The sequence below is a fragment of the Corallococcus llansteffanensis genome, from assembly GCF_003612055.1.
GTDB lineage: Bacteria > Myxococcota > Myxococcia > Myxococcales > Myxococcaceae > Corallococcus > Corallococcus llansteffanensis.
On record NZ_RAWB01000103.1, the window covers coordinates 1 to 21,103 of the forward strand.

Consider the following 21,103-nt stretch of genomic DNA (forward strand, 5'->3'; position numbering starts at 1 on the left):
AGCCGGCTTCCAGCGTTCCATGCGCCACCTCCGTGAGGTGGCGACCTATGCACGCGGTGACAGCCCGCGTCGATCGCTCGCGCAAGTATTCGACTTTCCTCGGGCGGAAACCTGATCGGCGCTCTAGGGCCTGGCAGCCGACTCAATGTAGGCAGTGGCGGTGGACGAAGATTGAGAAGGTAAATGCCCTGCGCTGCTACTCCCGACCTGGCCGCTCCTTGACGAAGGGGCGCGAGTCGAGGGGCAGGTCCACGAAGAAGGTGGTGCCGGAGTTCGGGGTGCTCGTCACGCCGACAATCCCTCCGAGCGCCTCCACGACGCCGCGCACCACGGTGAGGCCCACGCCCCAACCCGGCTGGGCGCCGCGCTCGGCCTCCTGGCCCCGGTGGAAGTGCCCGAAGAGCCCCTCCTGCTCCTCGGGCGTCAGGCCCTTGCCCAGGTTGAGAACGCGCAACCCCGCGCGGTGCTCGCTGCGGTGCACGCTGAAGGTGATGGGGGTGCCGGGCTCGCCATACTTCACCGCGTTGACGGCGAGGTTCTCCAGCACGCGCCGCAGGCCGTCGCGGCTCCAGCAGCCCTCCACCTTCCCGTTCGAGTGCACGATGAAGCGGTCCCCATGCACCGTGGTGAGCTCCTCCGCGACCTCCTGGGCCAGCGTCGGGAGGTCGAAGTGCGACAGCTCCACGGAGAGTGCCTGGCCTTCGCGCAGGCGACTGGCGTCCAGCAGGTCCGAGATCATCTGGTCCAGCCGCTCCAGGTTGCTCACCACCCGGACCGCGTGCTCCAGCTGGCGCTCCTGGGCCTCGGGCCGGCGCAGGATGATCTGCGCGCTCATCTTCGCCGCCGTCAGCGGCGTGCGCAGGTCATGGGACACCATGGCGATGAAGCGCTCGCGCACCTCGCGCTCCGCCCGGAAGTTCTCCACCGTGCTGCGTGACAGGTCGCGCTCGCGCAACAGCAGGCTGCGCTCCGTGAGGTCCTGCATCACCTTGGAAAAGCCGATGAGCAGGCCGTCCCGGTACATGGGGGTGATGAGCGCGTCCGCCAGGAAAGTCGAACCATCCTTGCGCCTGCGCATCCCCTCGCCGCGGAAGCGGCCCTCGCGCGCCGCGAGGAGCAGGTGGTCCTCCGGGTCGCGGCGGTCCCGGCCCTCTTCCGTGTAGAGCATCCGGAAGTGGTGGCCCACGGCCTCCTGGACCGTGTAGCCCTTCACGCGCACGCAGCCGAAGTTCCACGAGGTGATGACGCCCTCGGGGTCCAGGGTGAAGAGCGCGTAGTCGTGCACCCCCTCCACGAAGAGCCGGAAGCGCTCCTCGCTCAGGGCGAGCGCCGCCGTCCGCTCGTCCACCTGCTGCTCCAGCTGCGCGTGGACCTCCAGGAGGGCCTTGCGGCCGTTCTCGGCCTCCAGGCCCCGCTGCCGTGAGAACTCGCTGGCCGCGTTGCGCACGCCGACCTGCACCGCGTCGAGCAGCACGTCGCGGTCGGCCGTGCTCAGCGGGCCCTCCTCCTCCAGCACCTCGAAGAGCACCTGGCGCAGCAGCTGGTACTCGTGGATGACCTGCTCCAGGGAGTAGGCGCTCAGGGACGCCCGCTCGTAGCCGTGCTCCCTGCCGAGCGCATGCTCCCGCTCCCCGAGGGCCTGATCCGGCGAGGGCTGCTCCAGGGTCGTGGCCAGCTCCGCGAGCATGTCCGGCAGGGAGTCCCGCAGGGCCGGCGACGCCTCCGCCTGGGCGGCCGGCACCTGCTGCCGCGTCCGCGCCTCCCACGTCTGGAGGATGCGCGACGTGGACAGCCTCAAGCGTTGAGCAGTGGAGGCAGGTGGGCTCACGAACTCATCGTCCTTCGCAACCGACAGGGCCGGTATCGTCATTGGCACCCGGGACCGGCAAGCCCCTGACGCCCTTGAACCAGCGCAAGGTGAACACTCCCCGCGTCCGAGGCACGGATGCGTCTTCCCCAGGAAATCAGGCTAGACGGGTTCGGGGCGCCACCGCGCCGCCTGTCATTCGCGTCCGCCCATGGCGGGCAAGAGGTCCCTGATGAAGCGGGTTGGAATGGTCTCCTCGATGCTCCCTGTCCTCCTGCTCTGCGCGCCCGGGCTCGCGCGCGCGCAGACCACCGCGTCGCTGTGGAGCGGCACCACGGCGCCGGCTCCGGCGCAGCTCGATCCGGACACCACGGCCGTGGAAGTGGGCGTGCGCTTCCAGAGCTCCTCGCCGGGCGTCCTCGACAAGGTGCGCTTCTACCGGGATCCGTCCGCGGCGCTGACCACGAGCGCCGTGCACGTCTGGAGCGCGAGCGGTGCGCTGCTCGCCTCCAGCGTCTGGGTGGGCGAGGGCGGTCCTCACAGCGGTTGGGTGACGCTGGACATCTACCCGGACGTGCCCCTGGCCGCGAACACGCAGTACGTCGTCTCGTACCACGCACCGCAGGGGCGCTACACCGTCACCGAGGATGCCTTCGCCAGCGGCTATACCGCCGGGGTGCTGTCGGTGCCCGTCGACGGCGGGGTGTACGCGTACGGTCCGCGCGGCACCTTCCCGACAGGGACGTGGAACCACTCCAACTACTGGGTGGAGCCGCTCGTGAAGTTCGCGCCTCCGGAGACGCCGCTGTTCGCGCGGGCGTACCCCGGCAACAACGCCGCCGCGGTGCGCTGGGATGCCGCGTCCGGGGCGCAGACCTACGCGGTCCTGCGCGCGACCTCGGAGGCGGGGCCCTACCAGACGGTGGCGTCGGGCCTCACCCGGACGGCCTGGCTGGACACCGGCGTCACGAATGGCGTCGCGTCCTTCTACCAGGTGCGCGCGTCCAACATGTACGGCACCAGCGCCCCGTCCTACCGCGCCACGGTGACGCCCGCGCCCACCGTCTTCAGCCTGTGGAAGACGCCCACGCCCTCCGGCGTCTTCGCGTCCGATGACACGGACGGCGTGGAGCTGGGGGTGCGCTTCAAGAGCGACGTGCCGGGCATCGTCGACGCCGTGCGCTTCTACCGGGACCCCGGCGCGCCGCTGGAGGAGCGCGTGGTGCACCTGTGGGACGCGCAGGGAGCGCTCCTGGCCACGGGCATCTTCGTGGGGGAGGGCGGGCCGGGCAGCGGCTGGCAGACGGTGGACCTCTACCCCGACGTCGCCGTGCAGGAGAACACGGCCTACACCGTGTCGTACTACGCGCCGGCGGGCGGCTACACCGTGGCCTCACAGGCCTTCGTCATCCCGTACTACGCGCAGCCGCTGCATGTGGAGGCGGACGGCGGCGTCTTCGCCTACGGGCCCGAGGGCACCTTCCCCACGCTGAGCTGGGAGAGCTCCAACTATTGGGTGGAGCCCGTCTTCCGCGTCCGCTGATCCACCGTGACGACCGCCGCTCCGGGGCAGGGGGCCTCCCCGGAGCGGTGCCTTGCCCCTTGGCCTGGTCCTGCTCCAACAGGCCGGGATGGTGGAAGCAGGGGGCTGGGAGTGTCAATCAAACCCTGCCAGCGTCCATGGACAATGACTGTCCTGGGGACCCCGCCCGGCATGCGCGCCGGACGGGGGACTGCAAAGCCACGCCTGTCCGCTACGGCATGGGCCGCGAGCCGGCCGAGGGCGCCTCGGGGACCGCGGGCCAGCCATTGGGCCAGGTGATGGCGTCAACGAGCATCATCCGGTCCGTATGGGCGCTGTCCCACGCGTGATAGACCATGTACGTGTCGCCGCCCGGCCCGGTGACGACGGAGTTGTGGCCCGGGCCCACCCAGCCGCCGCCCGTCTTGAGGATGGGCGCGCCCAGCTTCGTGTACGGCCCCAGCGGGCTGGTGGCGCGGGCGACGCCCACCGCGTACCTGCTGTCGTAGTACGCGTTGCCACTGTAGAAGAGGTAGTAGTAGCCGCCCCGCGCGACGACCCACGGCGCCTCGACGACGCCCCCTTCCCAGGCGAGGTTGTTGGTGATGAGCGAGCGGCGCGTGCCGGTGAGCGCCAGGCCGTCCGCCGACAGCGTCTGCCCATAGATGGGCGTCGGCTGGCCCACCGCGTTGCCGTCCGCCTTCCACACCAGGTACGGCACCCCAGCGGTGTCCCGGAAGAAGGTGGCGTCAATCATCCCCATGCCCGCGTCATGCACGAGCGGATGGCCGATGTCCGTGAAAGGCCCGAGCGCGCTGGTGGACGTGGCGGCGCCAATGGACAGCTTTCCGTCCGTGTGCCGCGCGGTGAAGTACGCGATGAACCGCGTCCCGACCTTGTGGATCTCCGGCGCCCAGAAGTCGCCCGTCGCCCACGTCGGCTTGCGCGCGGACGGGAAGATGGAGCCCGCGCTCGTCCAGTTCACCAGGTCCTGGGACGTGCGCAGTGCGAACGCGTTGGCCGCGCCCCCCGACGTGCAGGCCGCGACGTACTGCGTCCCGTCATGGATGACGCCCGGATCCGCGCAGCCCACCGGGAGCACCGGGTTCTTGTACAGCCCGCCACAGCCCGTGTAACGCAACGACAGGCCACACGCATTGGCGCCGCTGAAGTACGGCCTCCAGCCGTTCGACAGCTCCGTGTAGGAGTTGGGGGACTCGTTCGTGCAACCCCGGTCCCAGGACACGCGCCCGCCCACGTCGTCGTACTGGGCCGTGTGTCCCGAGGGGCGCAGCCAGGCCGCGCCGTAGGTGATGCGCGTCGCGCACGCGGTGGCGCCGGCGCAGTCCGTGTCGAGCGCCAGCACGCACGCGTTGTTGCCGGTGAAGTACGGCTTCCAGCCATTCGACAGCACGGCGTAGGAGTTGGTGCCCTCGTTGACGCACTTGCCGTCCCAGGTCACCAGGTCGCCCGCGACGTCGTCCTGCGCTGGGTGCGAGGCGGGGCGGATCCACCGGTCGCCGTAGGTGATGCGCGTGCTGCACGCGAGCGCTCCGCTGGACGTGCCGACCGGAGCTTCGTCCGGCAGCGGGGCGTCGGAACGCTCGTCGCCACAGCCGGGAGCGAATACCGAGACGGCCCCCAGGAGCGCGAGGGCCGGAATGAGCGACGGGTTCTTCATGGGAGGACCTCCAGACAGCGCGATGGAGGCCCGGCCTAGCACGCAATACGTGTTAAATCATCTAAACAAGATTTTACCGGTATCCATGGCGGAGTGGAGGATGGGGGTGGAACGGCGGGCGCCAGCCTCCCTGCCAGCCCTCCCATGGAGGGGGCGTCCCGGCAGGCCCCCAACTGTTCGTTCCACGACGCAGGCCACACCTTCCGAGGCACCAGGTCCAGCTCAGACGGGGTGACCATGAAAGTCATTGGATGCATCACGGCGGCGCTGCTGCTCGGCACGGGCTGCGCGCATGACCAGAACAGACCCGACGACACCACGAACGACACACCTCCCGCGCAAGGCACGAGCAGCACGGGGCAGGCCAGCGCGCCGCAGGCGAGCGCCACGCCTCCCGCGAAGCGCGACCTCATGTGCTGGCCCGTGGGGACCGGCGGCTCCGGGAAGCAGCCCGTGAGCGTCGCGCCGAAGCCGGAGCCGAAGCAGGAGGAGTGCGAGACGCAGGCCACGGGGGGCTCGGGGCTCCAGCAGCCCTCGACCCGGACCGCGCCCGCGCCCGACACGTCGGCTGACGCCACGGCCCTCGGCCGCGCGACGCAGCCGCCTCCCACTTCCGACACGTCGGCTGACGCCACGACCCTCGGCAGCGCGACGCAGCCTCCTGCTTCCGAGACGTCAGTTGGCGCCACGGCCCTGGGCAGTGCGACGCAGCAGCCTCCTGCTTCCGAGACGTCAGTTGGCGCCACGGCCCTGGGCAGTGCGACGCAGCAGCCTCCTGCTTCCGAGACGTCAGCCGACGCCACCGCGCTCGGCGGTGCGACGCAGCAGCCCGCGCCCGCGCCCGCGGCTCCGACCGCGAGCGCCACCGCCCAGCCACAGGCGGCGCCTGAACCCGACCGGGCGCCCGCCCCCGACGCCAACGAGGACGCCACCGGCATCGGCGGCGCGGGCCAGCAGTCCGACACCCCCGCGTCCCCGCCCGCGAGCGAGGACACGGGCCTCGCCGGGGGCGGAGGGGGCTGAGCCGCCCCTCCTGACCCGGCCCGGAGACGCACGACCTTGCGCGGCGGCATCGGAAGCAGCGGCGGGTGGCTGTCACTCCTGGTGACGCTGCTCGGAGCGCCAGCCGGTGCCGCCCCCGCCGTCCCCGAACCGCCGCCGTGGCGCGCCGTCCTGAACGAGGGCGTGGAGGCCGCCGCGCGCGACTTCGACGGAGCGCTGACGCTCTACGTCCGCGATGTGCGCACGGGCGAGGAGTACGCCTTCAACGCGAGCACGCCCATGTACCTCTCCTCGGCCATCAAGGTGGCCGTGATGCTGGAGGTGCTGCGCCAGGTGGACACACGGACGCTCGCGCTCGACCGCCCCGTCGTCTTCGGGCCCGACGACGTCCGGGATGGCATGCACCCGCTGGCCAAGGTGCCATCCGGCACGTCGCTCACCGTGGCGGCGCTGCTGGACGCCATGATGGTGCACAGCGACAACGCCGCGGCGGACCTGCTCATCGGACAGGTCGGCATCGACAACGTGAACGCGGGGCTGGAGCGCAGGGGCGTCCGCTTCGGTCCGCTCGTGTCGCTGCTGGAGGACCGGCGCCACGTCTACGCGAAGCTGGACCCGAAGGGCGCGGCGCTGGGACCCACGCAGGTGCGCGAGCTGGGCCGGAGCAACTCGCTCGCGTCCCGGGCGGAGGCCCTCTCCCGGGTGCTTGGCCATATGCCTGCCTGGACGGGCGACGCCCTGGAGTCCGCCTTCGACGCCTACTACGTGGAGGGCACCAACTCCGCCCCGATGCGCGAGGTGGGCCGGTTGCTGGAGCAGGTGGCGCGATGTGTGGGATTGAGCCCCGCCGCGTGCGAACACGCGAAGGCCCTGCTGCGGCGCTGCGACACGGGCCGGGCGCGGATCCGGGCCGGCCTTCCGGACACCGCCGTCTGGGCGCACAAGACGGGCACGCAGCACCGGCGCGCCTGTGACGTGGGCCTCCTCGAATGGGAGCACGGCCCGTCCCTCGTCGTGGCCGCGTGTGCCCGGGACTTCCGCCGCGTCTCCGATGCGGAGCGCCTGCTGGCCCGGCTTGGACGGACGCTCGCGCGGGCCTTCCAGCGCACCCCGGGGCGCACGGACAGCTTCAGCGCGCGTAACGCTCGCGACGCAGCGGGCGCCAGCGGTAGGCGCACTCCTTGAGGTGCAGCACCGAGTCGAGCCTCGCGCCCGGGGCGAGTGGGCCCTCCTGGAGGTACTCGCAATACAACTGCACCGGCGTGGCGAAGCGCGCGTTCCAGGGCTCGCGGTCGATGGTCAGGACGTAGACGCACCCATCCGCCACGCCGAACGCGTCGTAGCACTCGACCAGCGGCTCATGCAGCGCGTCCAGGTCCTTCCACACGCTGCCCTCCGGCGGCCGCGTCCGGGGCTCGGTGTCGAAGACGCCCACCAGCTTCCCGCCGGGGAACACGGGCTCCGGGTCCACGCCCACCGTGAGCAGGTCGCCCTCGCGCGCCATCACCATCCGGGCCTCGCCGAACTCGTGGAACTTGAACTCCTTGAGCGCGTTGCCCACGCCGCGCATCACCGGGTCGCTCGTCTCGCTGCGCACGAAGTAGCCGCCGCGCCGCCAGTCGCCATTCGCGTTGCGGTAGCGCACCGCGGCCCGGTAGCTCACCTGGTAGAAGCAGACGCCCAGCAGCGGCACCAGGCCCCGGGGCCGCATGTCGCGCAGGGAGGACATCAGCACCTGCACCCAGGCCGTGCCGTGGAAGACCTCCGGCTCCAGCGGAGCGGGCAGCAGGCGCGCGAGGAGGCCCGGGTCCACCGCGTAGTTGAGGGAGACGGCCTCCACCCAGTGCGTCTCCACCTGCGTGAGCCACGGCACGGAAGGGCACTCCTCCATGTCCTCGGAGCTGGGGCTGGGGTCCTGGGCCCGCGCGAGCGCGGCGTGCGCCTCTTGCAGCGCCTCGTGTCCGGAGGGCGTCAGCACCCACGCGCCTCGCGAGGCCCGCACCTGACCCGCCGCGACGAGCTGCCGCAGCACCGCGGCGGGCTCCACGACGCCGGCCTCCTCCAGCCGTGCCGTGAGCGCCCGCTCGGTGAGGCCGAGCGGCTCCAGGGCCAGCGCCACCAGGGCCGCGAGTGCCTCCGCGCTCATACCAGCCTCGGCCCCGCGTCCCCGGCGGCGAGCCGTCGGCTCCGGGCGCGATGGAGCGCGAGGCCCGAGCCGAACTGGACGAGGAACCAGAGCCCGCCCAGCACGCCGAACGCGTGCGCCTCCAGGCGCGTCATGCCCAGGGCCACCAGCGCGAAGAGCAGGGCCATGCCGTACCAGACGCGCCCCATCAGCGCGCCCATGGACGCGAAGGCCATGGCGAACAGGACGCACGCCACGGCGGGCACGAAGAGCCGATCCAACCCGAGCAGCAGGTTGAGCAGCGCCACCAGCACCAGCCCGCCGATGAAGGTGGTCCAGATGGCCCAGATCTGCCGCTCGATGAACGAGCGCACCCCGGCCTGCTGGCCGCGCTTCATGAAGAAGATGCTCGCGAAGTTGAAGGCCAGCAGCGCGCCCCAGAGCAGCACGAAGGTGCCCGGGCCGCGCTGGCCTTCCTCCCAGAGCCAGTCCGTGGCCAGGAAGCCCGCGCCGTTGCTGAAGGCGTGGAGCATCCAGATGGCGCCCCAGTTCTGGAGCGCGGTGTCATCGCGGGCCTGCGCGACGACGCGGCGCATGAGTTCGAGGGCCTGGGTGGCTTCGGTGCGGTTCACACCCGGCAGGCTACTGCTTTTGGTAGACGCGCACGTAGTCCACCTCGAGCGCCTGGGGGAACCGCGCGTCGTCGATGCCGTGACGACCGGCCCACTCACCGCCAATGGCGAGGTTCAGCAGCACGTGGGCGGGGGCGGCGTCGCGGCCGTCGTCGTACTTCCAGTGATACCCCCGCGTGACGAGCTTCCGGCCGTCCAGGTACGTGGTGGCGGTGTCCGCGTCCCACTCCAGCCCGAAGGTATGCCATTGGCCGGCCAGCGAGCCCGCGGGGTCGCGGTAGTAGGTCCAATCCGAGTGGAAGTTCGGGTCGGTGTAGAGGAACCGGCCGTCGCGGAGCGCCGCGTTGCCGACGATGACCCCGGTGTGGACCATGTCCACGGTGTCCTCCACGCCGTTGACCACGTACTCGAAGATGTCGATCTCCGGCGGCCACAGCAGCTCGCCGTTCGGCCCGTAGTCCGAGTTCAGCCAGAAGGCCGGCCACACGCCCACGCCGGACGGCAGCTTCACGCGGGCCTCGAAGTAGCCAAACCGCTGGAGGTACGTCGAGCGGATCATCCCCGACTCGTAGTTGATGCCCGCCGGGTCGCTGGCCGTCACCTTGTAGGCGGTGAGCTTCAGCGTGCCGTTGGACACGACGTGGTTGTTGTTGTCGCGGTAGCGCTGCTTCTCGTCGTTGAGCCGGTCCAGCGTCTCGTTGGAGTAGATGTAGCGGGTCTTCCACTTCGTCCGGTCCAGCGTCGTGCCATTGAACTCGTCGCAGAACTTCGGGGCGTAGCCGGTGGGCACGTACGCGCTGTTCTGCTCGCATCCCGCCGGGACGGTGCCTCCGATGGCCGGCAGGCTTCCACCGCTGGAGGTCCACACCTCCAGGCCCATGATGGACGCATCGCGAAGGCCGGCGACCAGCTCCACGGTGAGCGTGCCATTGCAGCCGCTGGTCGCGTTGGACACGGTGGCGGTGTAGGGCCCGTACTTCCGCCACTGGTTCTGCGCGAGCGAGACCGTGTCATGCGCGGTGCCCTGCACCTTGACGGTGAAGGAGCGCCACTGGCTGGTGTTGTTCTCCAGGTGGTACGTGTAGAGCTGATACGTGCCATTGCAGGCGGCCTGGTTGAGCTTGAGCCCGTCGTTGCTCGCGGAGACATGGCTGTTGAGCAGCGACGCCAGGCCCGTGTCCGTCACTGCCGGAGAGAACGAGGCCGGGGCGATGGCGGTCTGCCATGCGTTGGGGGCACCCCCGGTGGTGGTCTGCACGGTGAGGCCGCCGCGCTTCGCGTCCGCCTCGGAGACGAAGGCCCGGCCGCCCACGGTGACCGCGGAGGCCTGGCCACCCCCGAGGTTGATGCCGCGCAGGAAGGTGGACTGCGGAGCTGCCTGGACGAGCGTCACATCCAGCGCGTCGAAGGCGAAGGAGTTGGCCTCCATGAAGACCTTGAGCACGTGCGTGCCGGCGGTGAGCGGGAAGGGCGCGCTCGCGCGGCTCGTCCACGTCGGCGTGTTGCCCGGGAAGGACAGGCTCCCTGTCACGTTCGTGCCGTCCACCTCGACGTGCAGCTGGCCCGGGTTCCACGGCACGCTCACGCGTGGCGAAACCGTGTACGTCCCGGCGGTGGCCACCGAGATGCTGTAGGCGAACCACTGGCCGGCTTCGATCCAGTGGATGGCGTAGCCACCCGACGCGGTGGAGTCCGCGCGCAGGTCCATGGAGTCGGTGCGGGGATGCGCGTCACCCCAGTCGCCATGGCCGGTGTGATAGCCCACGCCCTCTCCGCCTGGATTGTAGGCCTCGGCCTCGATACGGCCGGGGACCGAGCCGAGCGCGAAGGCGCGCGTGGCCGCCTCCAGTTCGTGGCCCTGCGCGGCACCGCCGGTGTCGCGTCCACAGCCGGCGAGCGCCCAGAGCGCCACGGCGAGCAGGGGAGTGAGGAGGAGACGTCGGGATGGGCTCATGAGTCACTCTCGAAGGAGGAGGGGACCCACGCCTATATTGCCGGTTAATCGCTGTTTCAAGGTTGGGCCGGATGCGCGCCCCATCCGTCCTATACTGGGCGTACGGGGGAACGCAGCCACCCATGGCCACGAAGAACAAGCGACTGAAGCAGAAGAAGCTGGAGCGCGCGAAGGGCTATCAGGAGCGGATGGAGCAGCGGCAGCTCGACGCGCGCATCGGGTCCCGGGAGCGGGAGATCGCGATCATGCCCGCCGTGCAGGCGGAGCGCGACCTCACCGCCGCCGTGTTCGGGGGGGACCGGGAGGCCTATGAAGCCTTCGAGCAGGAGGTCTCGCTCAAAGCGGTCATGCGGCTGCACCGGGTCTTTGGCGGAAGGGAGGGCGTGGCCGTCCTCGCGGGCCTCCTCGAGGACGTCTGCCACGGAGACGCCGGGACCTTCGCGGAGCTCCTCGAGGGGCTCGGGAGCGAACGGGCGCTGCGGCACATGTTCGTCGTCTTCAATGGCGACACGACGCTCATCTCCATGTTGCTCACCCGGCTGGGGACGACCGGGGCGTTCACGGACTCTTTCAAGCAACAGGTGGAGGAGCGCGAGAAGGTCCGGCGCGAGCAGGGCGAGGGGAACCTCCCCAACGTCGCGGTGCGCGTGGAGCGGTTCGCGACCGAGGCCAGGACGAAGCTCGCCCTCGCGCAGGCCCAGGCCGCCCAGCGGAACCAGAACATCCAGCACCCCGTCGTCCAGAACCTGATGCGGGAGTGGTACGCGCGCCAGGCGGAGCTGGAGGACCTGCTGCGCAGCGGCAAGCCCACGGTGCAGGCGCTGACAGGCGCGCTCGTCACGATCAACGCCTTCCACCAGAGCGCGGAGACGGTGCGGGCCACGGTCGAGCAGGAGTGGTTCCACTGGCTCAAGTTCCGGGACAGCAAGGCGAAGATCGACGAGCTCATCCGTGTGGCGAAGCAGAAGAGCACGGACATCGCCGGGGTGCTGATGAAGCGCTCCGGCCCCATGCCCTTTCCCCAGCAGCGCATGGTGCCTGGCGCGAAGGACCTCGAGGACGTCCAGGCCCGGATGGCCAAGGACAAGGGCCTGCGGACCCCGAGCCAGGCGTGGGCGCTCGTCGCCGCCGAGCGCAAGGGGGCGCACGAGAAGGCCTTCTCCCGCGTCAAGGCCTTGCAGCGCCTGGAGGACCTGAACACGAAGTGGGGCACGGACTACGACGAGGAGGACTTCGAGCGGATCCTCCAGCACCTGGTGCAGCTGCGGCTCGTCACGAACTACACCTTCGCGAAGAAGCCCGGCGACAACCTGGACCAGCGCAAGAACAAGCCCGTGGGAACGCCGCTGAAGGACCTGCTGATGGGCAGCACCACGTTCCAGCAGGTCTGGGAGACGGGCGCCAGTCAGGCCTCGACCGACCTGACCAAGCGCGGCGCGGTGGAGGAGCAGATGGGGTACGCCTCCGCCCTGAAGCGGACCCAGGGCAAGTTCCAGGACTACAACGACGCCACGAGCCGCTTCGCGCCCACCGACCGCACGGAGATGCCCAAGTACGCGGCGCTCGTGTCCCCCACGCAGAAGCACGGTGTCGCGCAGCGCTATGGCAAGAGCTACGTCATCTGGAAGGACGCCCTTCACGAGCGCATGACGCACACCCCCGGCGACAGCTGGAACCAGTTCGACCAGGGCGTGAAGCACTTCACCAGCCCCAAGCACCCGGAGATGCTCTTCGCGCACACCGATGAGCCCATCCTCCGGCTGGCCGCGGCGGAGGCGACCGGGAAGGACGCCGCCTGGCTGAAGAAGCAGCGCGCGTCAGGGGCGGACTTCGGTGGGCCCTACATCGAAACCCAGCTCCACGGGGACCTCACCTGGAAGGACGTGGCCACCATCGTCGTGGGCGACGACGAGGAGGACGCGGAGGCGATGGTCGAGCAGTTCCGGGCGTTCGCGAAGAAGCACGGCCACGACTTCCTCGTCCGGGGCAAGGGCGAGCGTGGCGCCGTCCCGATGGGGGGCGGCAAGGCCCGGTTCGTCCCGCGGAGTGTCGAGGTGAGCGTCGACAAGGCGGGTGTGTCCAAGCCGTCCTCGAAGAGCGCGCAGAAGCAGGTGTCCGCCGGGCACGGGTTCTTCCTCACGTCGGCGCAGGCCGCGCGGCTCGCCCTGGCGCGCCGTCAGAACGTGGCCATCACGCCCGACGGAGATTGCCTGTTCGCGTCGTTGATCCGCGTGGGCGCCTACGACGGCTCGGTGATGCGGCTTCGCCAGCTCGTCGCGGACCGGGTGGCGAACCGGCAGATCGACGTCAGCGCCTTCAATCTGGATGCAAGGCAGACGGCCGCGGACATCCGTCGGATCGGCTCGTACAACAACCTCGCGGGGGATGCGACGCCCTCCCTCATCGCGAACGCACTCGGCATCAACATCATCATCTACAACGCGGATGGCAGCACCACGACGCTCGACAGCGGAAGCGCTCGCACCTTCCACGTCATCCGGTTCCTCGCGCCCGCGGCGCACTACCACGCGACCGCGCCGCTCTGATTCGACCCTACCGCTGCGCCTTCCGCTGCCTGGAGGGCGGGTGTACGCTCGGGGTCGCCGTGGCAGATGTCCCTTCCCCCTCCCCGGCTTCCCTGATGCGCGACGGTGATGCCCTCAGCGAGGTCTGCCACAGGCTTGGACCGGCCATCTACCGCCGGTGTCTGAAGATCCTGCGCAATCCGGACGAGGCGGCGGACGCGTGCCAGAAGGTCTTCCTGCAACTGGTGCGTCACCGCTCCCGGCTGCCCCCGGAGCCCGAGCAGCTTCGCTGGGTCTACGTGGTCGCGACCCGGGTGTGCTTCGCGCAGCTTCGTGACGATGCCTGGGAGACGGCGAGCGGGGCGGAGCTGAACCACGACGCGCCGTCACCCGCGGACAGCTTCGCGGAGGTGGCCGACCGGCAGCTGGCCCTCAAGGCGCTCTCCTGCGCCACGGAGCACGAGCGCATGGTCGCGTGGCTCGTGCTCGTCGACGGCCACTCCCAGGAGGAAGCCGCCGAGCTTCTCAGCCTCTCGCGCAAGACGGTCGGCAAGCGCATCCAGCTCTTTCTCGCGAACGCGCGCAGGGCGGTCTTCGAATGAATGCACCCCGGACGGCGCAGTGCCCGAGCGACCTCGCGCTCGAGGAGCACCTGCTCGAAGCGAACCCCGCCACCGCCAGGCACATCGCCGGGTGCGCCCACTGCCAGGCCTGGGAGCGGTCCGCCGCGGAGGCCTCGCGCGCGTTCGCCCACCAAGGCCCTCGCTGGATCGCGAAGGCCCAGGCAAGGCCTTCGCTCGTGAGTCGATGGGCGCCGCTGCTGCCAGCGGCCGCCCTCGCCGCCGCCGCCCTGTTCTTCTTCCTTCAGGCGCCGCCGGAATCCCCGCGCTATGCGACCAAGGGCGAGGCGCTCACGGTCTACGTCGGAGGGCAGGGCCCGCCGCGGGCCGCGACCGACGGGGAGCGCGTACGTCCGGGGGAGGCGCTGCGCTTCCATGTGGCGCCCGGCGAGGGGGCCTTCGTCTGGATTGCCTCCGTCGACTCGACGGGGACCGTCTCCCGTCTCGCGCCCGCGGAAGGGACGACGCCGCTCGCGGTGGAGGGGGCAGGGCTTCTTCCGGGTGGCGCGGTGCTGGACGCGACCGGAGGACCCGAGCGGATCTGGGCGGTGATCTCGAAGGAGCCCCTGAGCTGGTCCGTGGTGGAGCAGGCGCTCCGGGGGAGCCCGGTGCGCGACCCCGCGGCGGTCCACATCCCGGGCGCTCGGACCGCCACGGTGCTGCTCGAGCGAAGCGCCCCATGAGCCGGCTTGTGTGGATGGCCGCGGTCCTCTTCGCCGCGTCTGCCCTGGCCCAGCTGCCCGAGCGGCGCTTCGCCCTCGCGGTGGGTAGCAACGTGGGCGCTCCGGGCCACTCGCGGCTGCGCTTCGCGGAGGCGGATGCCTCGCGCTTCGCGGACGTGCTGCAGGAGCTGGGAGGCTTTCGCGGCGAGGACGTCCGCGTGCTTCATCAGCCCACCCGCGCGCGGCTCCTCACCGAGGTGCGCGCGCTCGAGCAGCGCATCGCCGAAGCGGCCCGGGGCTCCTCGCGGCGGACGCTGCTGCTGCTGTACTGGTCCGGGCATGCCACGGAGCAGGGCCTGGAGCTCGGGGCGGAGAGCCTCACCTTCGCGGAGCTGCGGAAGCTGCTCGGGGGCTCGCGCGCGCACGTGCGCCTGGCCTTCGTGGATGCGTGCAGGTCTGGAGGGCTCGTCACCACGAAGGGCGCCCGGGCGGTGGCCGCCGGCTTCGCGCTCGACGTCACGAGCGACGAATCCCCGGATGGGACCGCGATCCTCGCGTCCTCCGGCCCGGGGGAGAACGCGCTCGAAAGCGCGGAGCTGCGTGGGAGCTTCTTCACGCACCACCTGACGGCGGGGCTGCGCGGCGCGGCGGACGCCGATGGAGACGGGCGCATCACGCTCCAGGAGGCCTATCGCTACGCCTATGCGAAGACCGTCTCGCACACGGCCGAGGTCTCCGGAGTCGCCCAGCGGCCGACGTACGCCCTGGACTTGAAGGGCAAGGGCGACCTCGTGCTCGCCGACCTGCGCCGCGCGGATGCGCGCCTCGTCTTCGCCCCCGGGACCGAACCCGACAGGCGCTGGCTCGTCGTGCGCGACGAGGGGCTCGGCGAGGTGCTGGAGCTGCGCGAGGACCCGGTGAAGCCCCGGCAGCTCGCGCTGCGTGCCGGACGCTACCGCCTCATCCGCACGACGGCGGACGACGTGCGCACCGGTGCCTTCGCGCTCACGCACGGGGAGGAGCGGACCGCTACGACGGTCACGCTGACCGAGCGTCCTTTCGCCGAACGCGGGGCGAAGGGCGATGAGGCCCTGGAAGCGGGCTTCAGTCGACCGCTGACGCTCCTCGCCGCGGTCGGCTTCAACACGCCTCCACTTCGGGGCATGGGGCTCACGCCCGCGCTGCTGCTGGGAGGCGACGTCGCGATGGGCGCGGCCCAGACGCTGCGGATCCGCGCGAGGTACCAGGACGGTCGGGGCCAGGATGCCGGGCTGCCCTATGGGCTCCGGAGCCTCGGAGGTGACGTCGCGTGGCTCTGGCACCTTCCCGTCCGGGGGCTCGAAGCCGGCGGCCGGCTGGGCGCGGATGCGGTCCGGCAGTCGGTGGCGACGACACCGGCGGGGACGGCGTTGCGCGGGCGCGCCGGGGCGGTGCTCTCCTATGCGCTTCCCCTCGCCGGTCGGGTCTCCTGGTTCGCGGAGGCGGAGGCGCAGGCCGCCGCGTTCAGACTGAATGACCAGGCGGTGGTCCGGCCCGCCTTCGAGGCCCTCACCGGCCTGGGCTTCCGGCTCTGATGCGCGGCCTCCTCCTCCTCGCGGCCCTCGGCCTGCTGGTGGGCGCGTGCGGCGAAGGTCTCTTCGATGCACGCGGGCGGCCCGACGTTCGCGTCATCGGGCGGGAAGGGGGCACCGTCACCTCCCGCGATGGCCGCGTCCGGCTAACCATTCCGCCGGGTGCGCTCGAAACCGAGGAGACGGTCTCGCTCCGGGAGGACGGTGCGCGGGGCTGGTCGGTGGGCGTGACCTATGCCCTGGAACCCTCCTCGCGGATGCTGGCCGTCCCCGCCCGGGTCGAGATGCGCGCCGAAGCGGCCCCGGGCCACCGGGGCCCCGCCTCCCTCGTCCGTGTGAGCCGGGAGGGCCTCGCGGTCCCGATGGCCGGCTCGTGGAGTGAAGGGACGCGGAGCTTCGGCCAGCTCTCCGCGCTCGAGGCGCTCGGGCTCGCGCAGCCGCTGTGCACCGAGCCCATTGAATGCGCGGATGGCTTCCGGTGCGAGGACGGCGCATGCAAGGCCTGTCCGGCCAACGTCTCCTGCCGGGCCGACCCGGACCTCCCCGGCCCGCTGAACACCGGGGTTCCCCAGGGCGCGTCCCTGGTCCGACATGAGGGAGACGTCGTGCTGGACACGCCCGGGGCTGTGCTCGAGGACCGGGACATCCACGGCCGGCTGATCATCCGCGCGAACGACGTCACCGTGCGACGGTGCGTGGTCCACGCGCCGGTGCCCCGCGAGATTGACGGCATCATCAGTGTGACGGGGGCGACGGGTGTCCTGCTGGAGGACCTGGAGGTCTTCGCCGACGAGTCCTCGACGCTCCAGTGGGGGGTGATGGGCGGAGGCTTCACCGCGCGCCGGCTCGACGTGCACGGGGTGGTGGTGGGGATGAGCCTGAAGTCAGGCGTGCGGGTGGAGTCCTCGTGGATCCACGCGCTCGACCCGGTGGGTGCCCAGTACGGCATCAGCGTCTTCGAGGGGCGCGACATCGGCATCTACGACAGCAACCTCCACGGCCCGGGTGAAGACGTCGGCGCGGCGGTCTTCGTGAACCAGCAGGTCGGACCGACGCGCGACGTGAGGCTCGAGCGCAACCGGCTGGACCGGGGCAGCTGCATCGTGAACCTGGGACATGCGGGCGGCGCGAGCCTTCAGGGCATGGTGGTGCGCAACAACGTCTTCGGCGCCCGGACGTACTACGACTGTGCCGTGCTGGTGAGCACCCAGACGCAGCTGTCCGCCGCGGGAAACGTGTGGGAGGCCACGGGCGTGGAGGTCCCCATCGAGCGACACGATTGAGACCTCCGGGATGCCTCGCGGGCGCCCGCTAGTTCGAAGGAGGAAGGACCGTTCCGTCCTCCCAGGTGTTGTTGGACCAGAGGTTGCCCGGCTCCGAGGTGTCGAAGCTGGTGATGGCCCCGTAGTAGCCACAGCGCCCGCTCGAACCGCGACCGAACACGTTGCCGATGAAGCGGATGTTGTTCGTCGCGCCCGAGTACGGCTTGCCCTGGGACGACCCGCCATAGGCGCAGAAGCCTCCCGTCGTGCCCGGGAAGAAGTTGTTCTCCACCAGGTTGTTCTCCACCGGGGCGAAGTCACCGTAGCCGGTGAGCCCCGCCGAGCAGCCCGCGTCGGGAGGCACGTCCGGCGCGTCGCAGGTGATGGTGTTGTGGCGGAGGGTGACGTTCCGGCCCATGCGGATGCCGGACTCGTGCGCGGTCCCCGTCTCGTCCGTCATCTGGCCGTGGACGTAGGAGTCGCGGATCTCGCAGTCGTGCCAGCAGTGCATGGAGCGATTGCCGCCCTGCACGTGCACGCGGACGGCGGTGAAGTTCACGGCTCCGACACCCGTGACGATGCGGTCACCCGCGTCGACGTGGGAGTCGGTGATGGTGAAGGAAAAGCCGGTGGAGTTCTCATCGGTGGCGACGCTGCCGTTGATCTTCGAGTTGCGGATGACGACGCCCGACGCGCGGATGTTGAGGTCGCAGTTCACCGTCTTGGAGTCGATGACCGTGTTGGCCACGGTGAGGGTGCACGGGCCGGTATAGGCCGTGAGCTGCGTTCCCGCCGGCACGCCCGTCGTGCTCGCGGTCGGAAAGCCACCCGCCGGAGGGTTGGAACTCGTCGTCGCCGTGACGGTGTTCGAATTGGCGCTGACGTTGCCTGCGGCATCGCGCGCCTTCACCAGGTAGCTGTAGGCCGTGGCCGCCGTGAGGCCGGTGTCCGCGTAGGTGCGGCTCGCGGTGGAGGCGATCTTCACGCCATTGCGGAAGACGTCGTAGGCCGTGACGCCGACGTTGTCCGTGGAGGCGTTCCAGCCCAGGTTGATGGCACTCGCGGACGCCGGGGACGCGACGAGTCCCGAGGGTGCGGTCGGCGCCTGGGTGTCTGTCGGGGGCTCGGTGCCGTCCGGAAGGAAGACCACGTCCACGGCGTAGTCGGTGTTCTGGTAGCCCTGCGTCGGAAACCCGCCGCCGTAGCGGAAGACGCCGTTCACGCCGTCCACGCCCGAAGCGAGCCCGAGAATGGGGCCTCGTGACTTCTCCGCGTTGAAGCCGCCCACGGTGGCGCCATACCGTCCGGCCGACGCGTAGTACGACACGACATAGGTCGTCCCCGCGATGACCGTGACGGGGGAGGCGAAGCGCACCGTCTGCCAGCCTGTCGTCGTCTCGCTCGTGGAGGTCGCCTCCGCGAGCTTCGTGCCGCCCCGGCTCCACAGGCTCACGCGGTGTGGGCCGGCGTTCTGGGCTCCGCCCTTGAAGAAGCGCACGCCGCGGACCGTGCCCGGGACGGACACGCGGAACTTCATCCCCAGCTCCACCGCGCCGGTATCGCTGTCCATCGCGATGGTGGGACGGGCCGAGTCCAGGAAGAGCGAGACCTCGCCCGCCTCGAGTGCCTGGTGCTCACCGGAAAGCGCTTCCTGGCCCGCGACATCGTCCACGGCTCCCGTGGAACAGGCGGACAGCACGACGAAAAGGACCGCTCCAAGACTCCGAATTCTCATGGGACTCCCTCCGAAAGACTTCATTTCGGGCGGCTAATGCGCGAGCCGTGATTTCTGGGAACCCCAAAATGAAGAGCCCCGGCTCCTCATGAGGCCGGGGCTCATGCTGTTCAGCGTCGGCGCCGCTTCAGCGAATCAGGCCGCTGTCGTCCACTCCGCGAGGGCTGCGCGGGTCCCCCGTGGCGCAATCGCTGTCATGGACCGACTCGGACACCTTCGCCGTGCCCGTCTCCATGGACCCGGAAGACGGTGCCCTGGGCGCTGTTGGAGCGCGCCCTTCGCGACGCCCGCCCTCGCCGTGAGCTGAAGTCGGCCGGGAGGGACGGAGGAGGGGAGCGCTGGGTCGGCTCCCGTCGGTCGGCGCGTGCGAGGAAGCTTCCCCCTTCCTCCCCGTGCTCCGGGTCCCTGCGTGGGGCCGGCACCGTGCGCATTCGTTGATTCAGGCGCCGTGTCGCTGCCGTTCTCTTGAGGAGGAAGCCACCGTGACTCTCGAAACCCACCGCGCGCAGCCGCGGGCCGGTGCAGGTCTGCCGCCGGACAGCGTGGAACGCTTCAAGGCCCAGCTGCGGGGCCCGCTCATCCAGCCGGGGGACCCCGACTATGAGGAGGCCTGCCAGCTGTACAACGCGATGATCCACAAGCACCCGGCCATGATCGCCCGGTGCGCCGACGTGGCGGACGTCATCGCCTCGGTGACCTTCGCCCGCGAGCAGAAGCTCCCCCTGGCCGTGCGCGGAGGGGGACACAACGGCGGCGGCCTGGCGCTGTGCGACGACGGTTTGGTGATTGACCTGTCGAGCCAACGCGGCGTGCGGGTGGATCCCCAGGCCCGCACCGTGCGGGTCGCGGGGGGCTGTGTCTGGGGGGACGTGGACCACGCGACCCATGCCTTCGGGCTCGCCGTGCCCTCGGGCATCATCTCCACCACGGGCGTGGCCGGGCTCACGCTGGGCGGCGGTCTGGGGCACCTCTCGCGCCGCTTCGGTCTCACCATCGACAACCTGCTCGCCGTGGACATGGTGCTCGCCGACGGACGCGTCGTCACCGCGAACGCCGAGCAACACCCGGACCTGTTCTGGGCGGTGCGCGGCGGGGGCGGCAACTTCGGCGTCGTGACGTCGTTCCTCTTCCGGGCCCATCCGGTGGACACCGTGATCGCGGGCCCCACGCTCTGGCCGCTGGATCGCGCGGCGGAGGTGATGCGCTGGTACCGCGAATTCCTGCCGGCCGCGCCCGAAGAGCTCAACGGCTTCTTCGCCTTCATGACCGTGCCGCCCGCGCCTCCGTTCCCCGAGGCCCTGCACCTGCAGAAGGTGTGCGGCGTGGTGTGGTGCTACTCCGGCGACCCCGCCCAGGCGGACGCGCTGTTCGCGCCCGTGCAGGCGCTCAAGCCCTCGCTGCACGGCGTGCAACCCATGCCCTACCCGATGCTGCAGACCGCCTTCGACGCGCTCTACCCACCCGGGCACCAGTGGTACTGGCGCGCAGACTTCGTGCGTGAGCTGGCCGACGAGGCCATCACGCGCCACGTGGAGTTCGCCGAACGCCTGCCGTCGATGCAATCCACGATGCACCTCTACCCCGTGGACGGGGCGGTGCACCGGGTGGGCCCGGATGACACGGCCTTCAGCTTCCGCGACGCGCGCTGGTCCGAGGTCATCGTCGGCGTGGACCCCTCGCCGGAGCGGGCGGAAGAAATCACCTCCTGGACGAAGGCCTACTGGGACGCGCTGCACCCCTACTCCGCGGGCGGCGCCTACGTGAACTTCATGATGGAGGAGGGGCAGGATCGCGTCCAGGCGACCTACCGCGACAACTACGCGCGGCTGGTGGAGGTGAAGAACCGCTACGACCCCACCAACCTCTTCCACATCAACCAGAACATCCGGCCTGCGCCGGTGCCGCCCCCTCAGGTCGCGCATTGAGGAGGGCCGAGGGGGCTGCTTGACTCAGGGGTAGGGCGGGCGGCAAGTGGGCCCCATGCGACGCGCCCTCCTCCTTGGCC

The 21,103-nt window shown here is 70.6% G+C and carries 15 protein-coding genes; 9 read left to right on the plus strand and 6 right to left on the minus strand.

The window, feature by feature from the left end; translation table 11 throughout:
- Positions 1 to 196: 196 nt before the first annotated feature.
- Positions 197 to 1,828, minus strand: coding sequence for a sensor histidine kinase (locus D7V93_RS12380; RefSeq protein ID WP_158623717.1), 1,632 nt, complete (start codon positions 1,826 to 1,828; stop codon positions 197 to 199).
- Between the two features lie 238 nt (positions 1,829 to 2,066).
- Here D7V93_RS12380 and D7V93_RS12385 point away from each other — a divergent pair, with 238 nt between their 5' ends.
- Positions 2,067 to 3,350 (plus strand): DUF4082 domain-containing protein, encoded by a 1,284-nt coding sequence (locus D7V93_RS12385; RefSeq protein ID WP_158623718.1) that lies wholly within the window; start codon positions 2,067 to 2,069, stop codon positions 3,348 to 3,350.
- A 211-nt stretch (positions 3,351 to 3,561) separates the two neighbouring features.
- Here the strand turns inward: D7V93_RS12385 and D7V93_RS12390 are convergent, their stop codons facing one another.
- Positions 3,562 to 5,010, minus strand: coding sequence for a glycoside hydrolase family 43 protein (locus D7V93_RS12390; protein WP_120643596.1), 1,449 nt, complete (start codon positions 5,008 to 5,010; stop codon positions 3,562 to 3,564).
- A 237-nt stretch (positions 5,011 to 5,247) separates the two neighbouring features.
- Here D7V93_RS12390 and D7V93_RS12395 point away from each other — a divergent pair, with 237 nt between their 5' ends.
- On the plus strand, positions 5,248 to 6,033 hold the full coding sequence (locus D7V93_RS12395) for a hypothetical protein (protein ID WP_147451151.1): 786 nt from the start codon (positions 5,248 to 5,250) through the stop codon (positions 6,031 to 6,033).
- 36 nt (positions 6,034 to 6,069) lie between these two features.
- Positions 6,070 to 7,197: a serine hydrolase gene (locus D7V93_RS12400; protein ID WP_120643598.1), complete on the plus strand. Its 1,128-nt coding sequence runs from the start codon at positions 6,070 to 6,072 to the stop codon at positions 7,195 to 7,197.
- Here the strand turns inward: D7V93_RS12400 and D7V93_RS12405 are convergent.
- Genes D7V93_RS12405 through D7V93_RS12415 form a run of 3 tightly spaced genes read right to left on the minus strand, consistent with a single transcriptional unit; the run spans position 7,142 to position 10,723 of the window.
- On the minus strand, positions 7,142 to 8,158 hold the full coding sequence (locus D7V93_RS12405; protein WP_120643599.1) for a DUF2071 domain-containing protein: 1,017 nt from the start codon (positions 8,156 to 8,158) through the stop codon (positions 7,142 to 7,144). The genes D7V93_RS12400 and D7V93_RS12405 overlap by 56 nt on opposite strands.
- Positions 8,155 to 8,769 carry a hypothetical protein gene (locus D7V93_RS12410; protein ID WP_120643600.1) on the minus strand — a complete coding sequence of 205 codons (615 nt, stop codon included), beginning with the start codon at positions 8,767 to 8,769 and terminating at the stop codon, positions 8,155 to 8,157. The genes D7V93_RS12405 and D7V93_RS12410 overlap by 4 nt, the downstream gene beginning before the upstream one ends.
- A 10-nt stretch (positions 8,770 to 8,779) precedes the next feature.
- Entirely contained in the window at positions 8,780 to 10,723 is a 1,944-nt protein-coding gene (locus D7V93_RS12415; RefSeq protein WP_120643601.1) for a family 16 glycosylhydrolase, read from the minus strand.
- A 122-nt stretch (positions 10,724 to 10,845) separates the two neighbouring features.
- Here D7V93_RS12415 and D7V93_RS12420 point away from each other — a divergent pair, with 122 nt between their 5' ends.
- The 5 genes from D7V93_RS12420 to D7V93_RS12435 all read left to right on the plus strand — a co-directional run bounded on the left by D7V93_RS12420 (position 10,846) and on the right by D7V93_RS12435 (position 17,384).
- Positions 10,846 to 13,269, plus strand: a complete 2,424-nt coding sequence (locus tag D7V93_RS12420; protein ID WP_120643602.1) for an OTU domain-containing protein — start codon at positions 10,846 to 10,848, stop codon at positions 13,267 to 13,269.
- Between the two features lie 95 nt (positions 13,270 to 13,364).
- A complete protein-coding gene (locus tag D7V93_RS12425; protein WP_120643603.1) occupies positions 13,365 to 13,850 on the plus strand; it encodes an RNA polymerase sigma factor in 486 nt (161 codons plus the stop codon).
- A complete protein-coding gene (locus D7V93_RS44870) occupies positions 13,847 to 14,551 on the plus strand; it encodes a hypothetical protein (RefSeq protein ID WP_158623719.1) in 705 nt (234 codons plus the stop codon). The genes D7V93_RS12425 and D7V93_RS44870 overlap by 4 nt, the downstream gene beginning before the upstream one ends.
- A complete protein-coding gene (locus D7V93_RS12430) occupies positions 14,548 to 16,104 on the plus strand; it encodes a caspase family protein (RefSeq protein WP_158623720.1) in 1,557 nt (518 codons plus the stop codon). Before D7V93_RS44870 ends, D7V93_RS12430 begins: the two co-directional genes overlap by 4 nt.
- Positions 16,104 to 17,384, plus strand: coding sequence for a right-handed parallel beta-helix repeat-containing protein (locus D7V93_RS12435; protein ID WP_120643605.1), 1,281 nt, complete (start codon positions 16,104 to 16,106; stop codon positions 17,382 to 17,384). Before D7V93_RS12430 ends, D7V93_RS12435 begins: the two co-directional genes overlap by 1 nt.
- Before the next feature lie 28 nt (positions 17,385 to 17,412).
- On the opposite strand, the gene D7V93_RS12440 is transcribed toward D7V93_RS12435, so the two are convergent.
- Positions 17,413 to 19,098, minus strand: a complete 1,686-nt coding sequence (locus D7V93_RS12440) for a DUF4082 domain-containing protein (protein WP_158623721.1) — start codon at positions 19,096 to 19,098, stop codon at positions 17,413 to 17,415.
- A 482-nt stretch (positions 19,099 to 19,580) separates the two neighbouring features.
- On the opposite strand from D7V93_RS12440, the gene D7V93_RS12445 reads away from it, so the two are divergent.
- Entirely contained in the window at positions 19,581 to 21,023 is a 1,443-nt protein-coding gene (locus D7V93_RS12445) for an FAD-binding oxidoreductase (RefSeq protein ID WP_120643607.1), read from the plus strand.
- Positions 21,024 to 21,103: the final 80 nt, after the last annotated feature.

Bases quoted from the DNA above. Each gene is read 5' to 3' on its own strand.
- D7V93_RS12385 (WP_158623718.1), top strand. From the start codon at position 2,067: ATGCTCCCTGTCCTCCTGCTCTGCGCGCCCGGGCTCGCGCGCGCGCAG.
- D7V93_RS12390 (WP_120643596.1), bottom strand. From the start codon at position 5,010: ATGAAGAACCCGTCGCTCATTCCGGCCCTCGCGCTCCTGGGGGCCGTC.
- D7V93_RS12395 (WP_147451151.1), top strand. From the start codon at position 5,248: ATGAAAGTCATTGGATGCATCACGGCGGCGCTGCTGCTCGGCACGGGC.
- D7V93_RS12405 (WP_120643599.1), bottom strand. From the start codon at position 8,158: ATGAGCGCGGAGGCACTCGCGGCCCTGGTGGCGCTGGCCCTGGAGCCG.
- D7V93_RS12415 (WP_120643601.1), bottom strand. From the start codon at position 10,723: ATGAGCCCATCCCGACGTCTCCTCCTCACTCCCCTGCTCGCCGTGGCG.
- D7V93_RS12420 (WP_120643602.1), top strand. From the start codon at position 10,846: ATGGCCACGAAGAACAAGCGACTGAAGCAGAAGAAGCTGGAGCGCGCG.
- D7V93_RS12425 (WP_120643603.1), top strand. From the start codon at position 13,365: ATGCGCGACGGTGATGCCCTCAGCGAGGTCTGCCACAGGCTTGGACCG.
- D7V93_RS44870 (WP_158623719.1), top strand. From the start codon at position 13,847: ATGAATGCACCCCGGACGGCGCAGTGCCCGAGCGACCTCGCGCTCGAG.
- D7V93_RS12430 (WP_158623720.1), top strand. From the start codon at position 14,548: ATGAGCCGGCTTGTGTGGATGGCCGCGGTCCTCTTCGCCGCGTCTGCC.
- D7V93_RS12435 (WP_120643605.1), top strand. From the start codon at position 16,104: ATGCGCGGCCTCCTCCTCCTCGCGGCCCTCGGCCTGCTGGTGGGCGCG.
- D7V93_RS12440 (WP_158623721.1), bottom strand. From the start codon at position 19,098: ATGAGAATTCGGAGTCTTGGAGCGGTCCTTTTCGTCGTGCTGTCCGCC.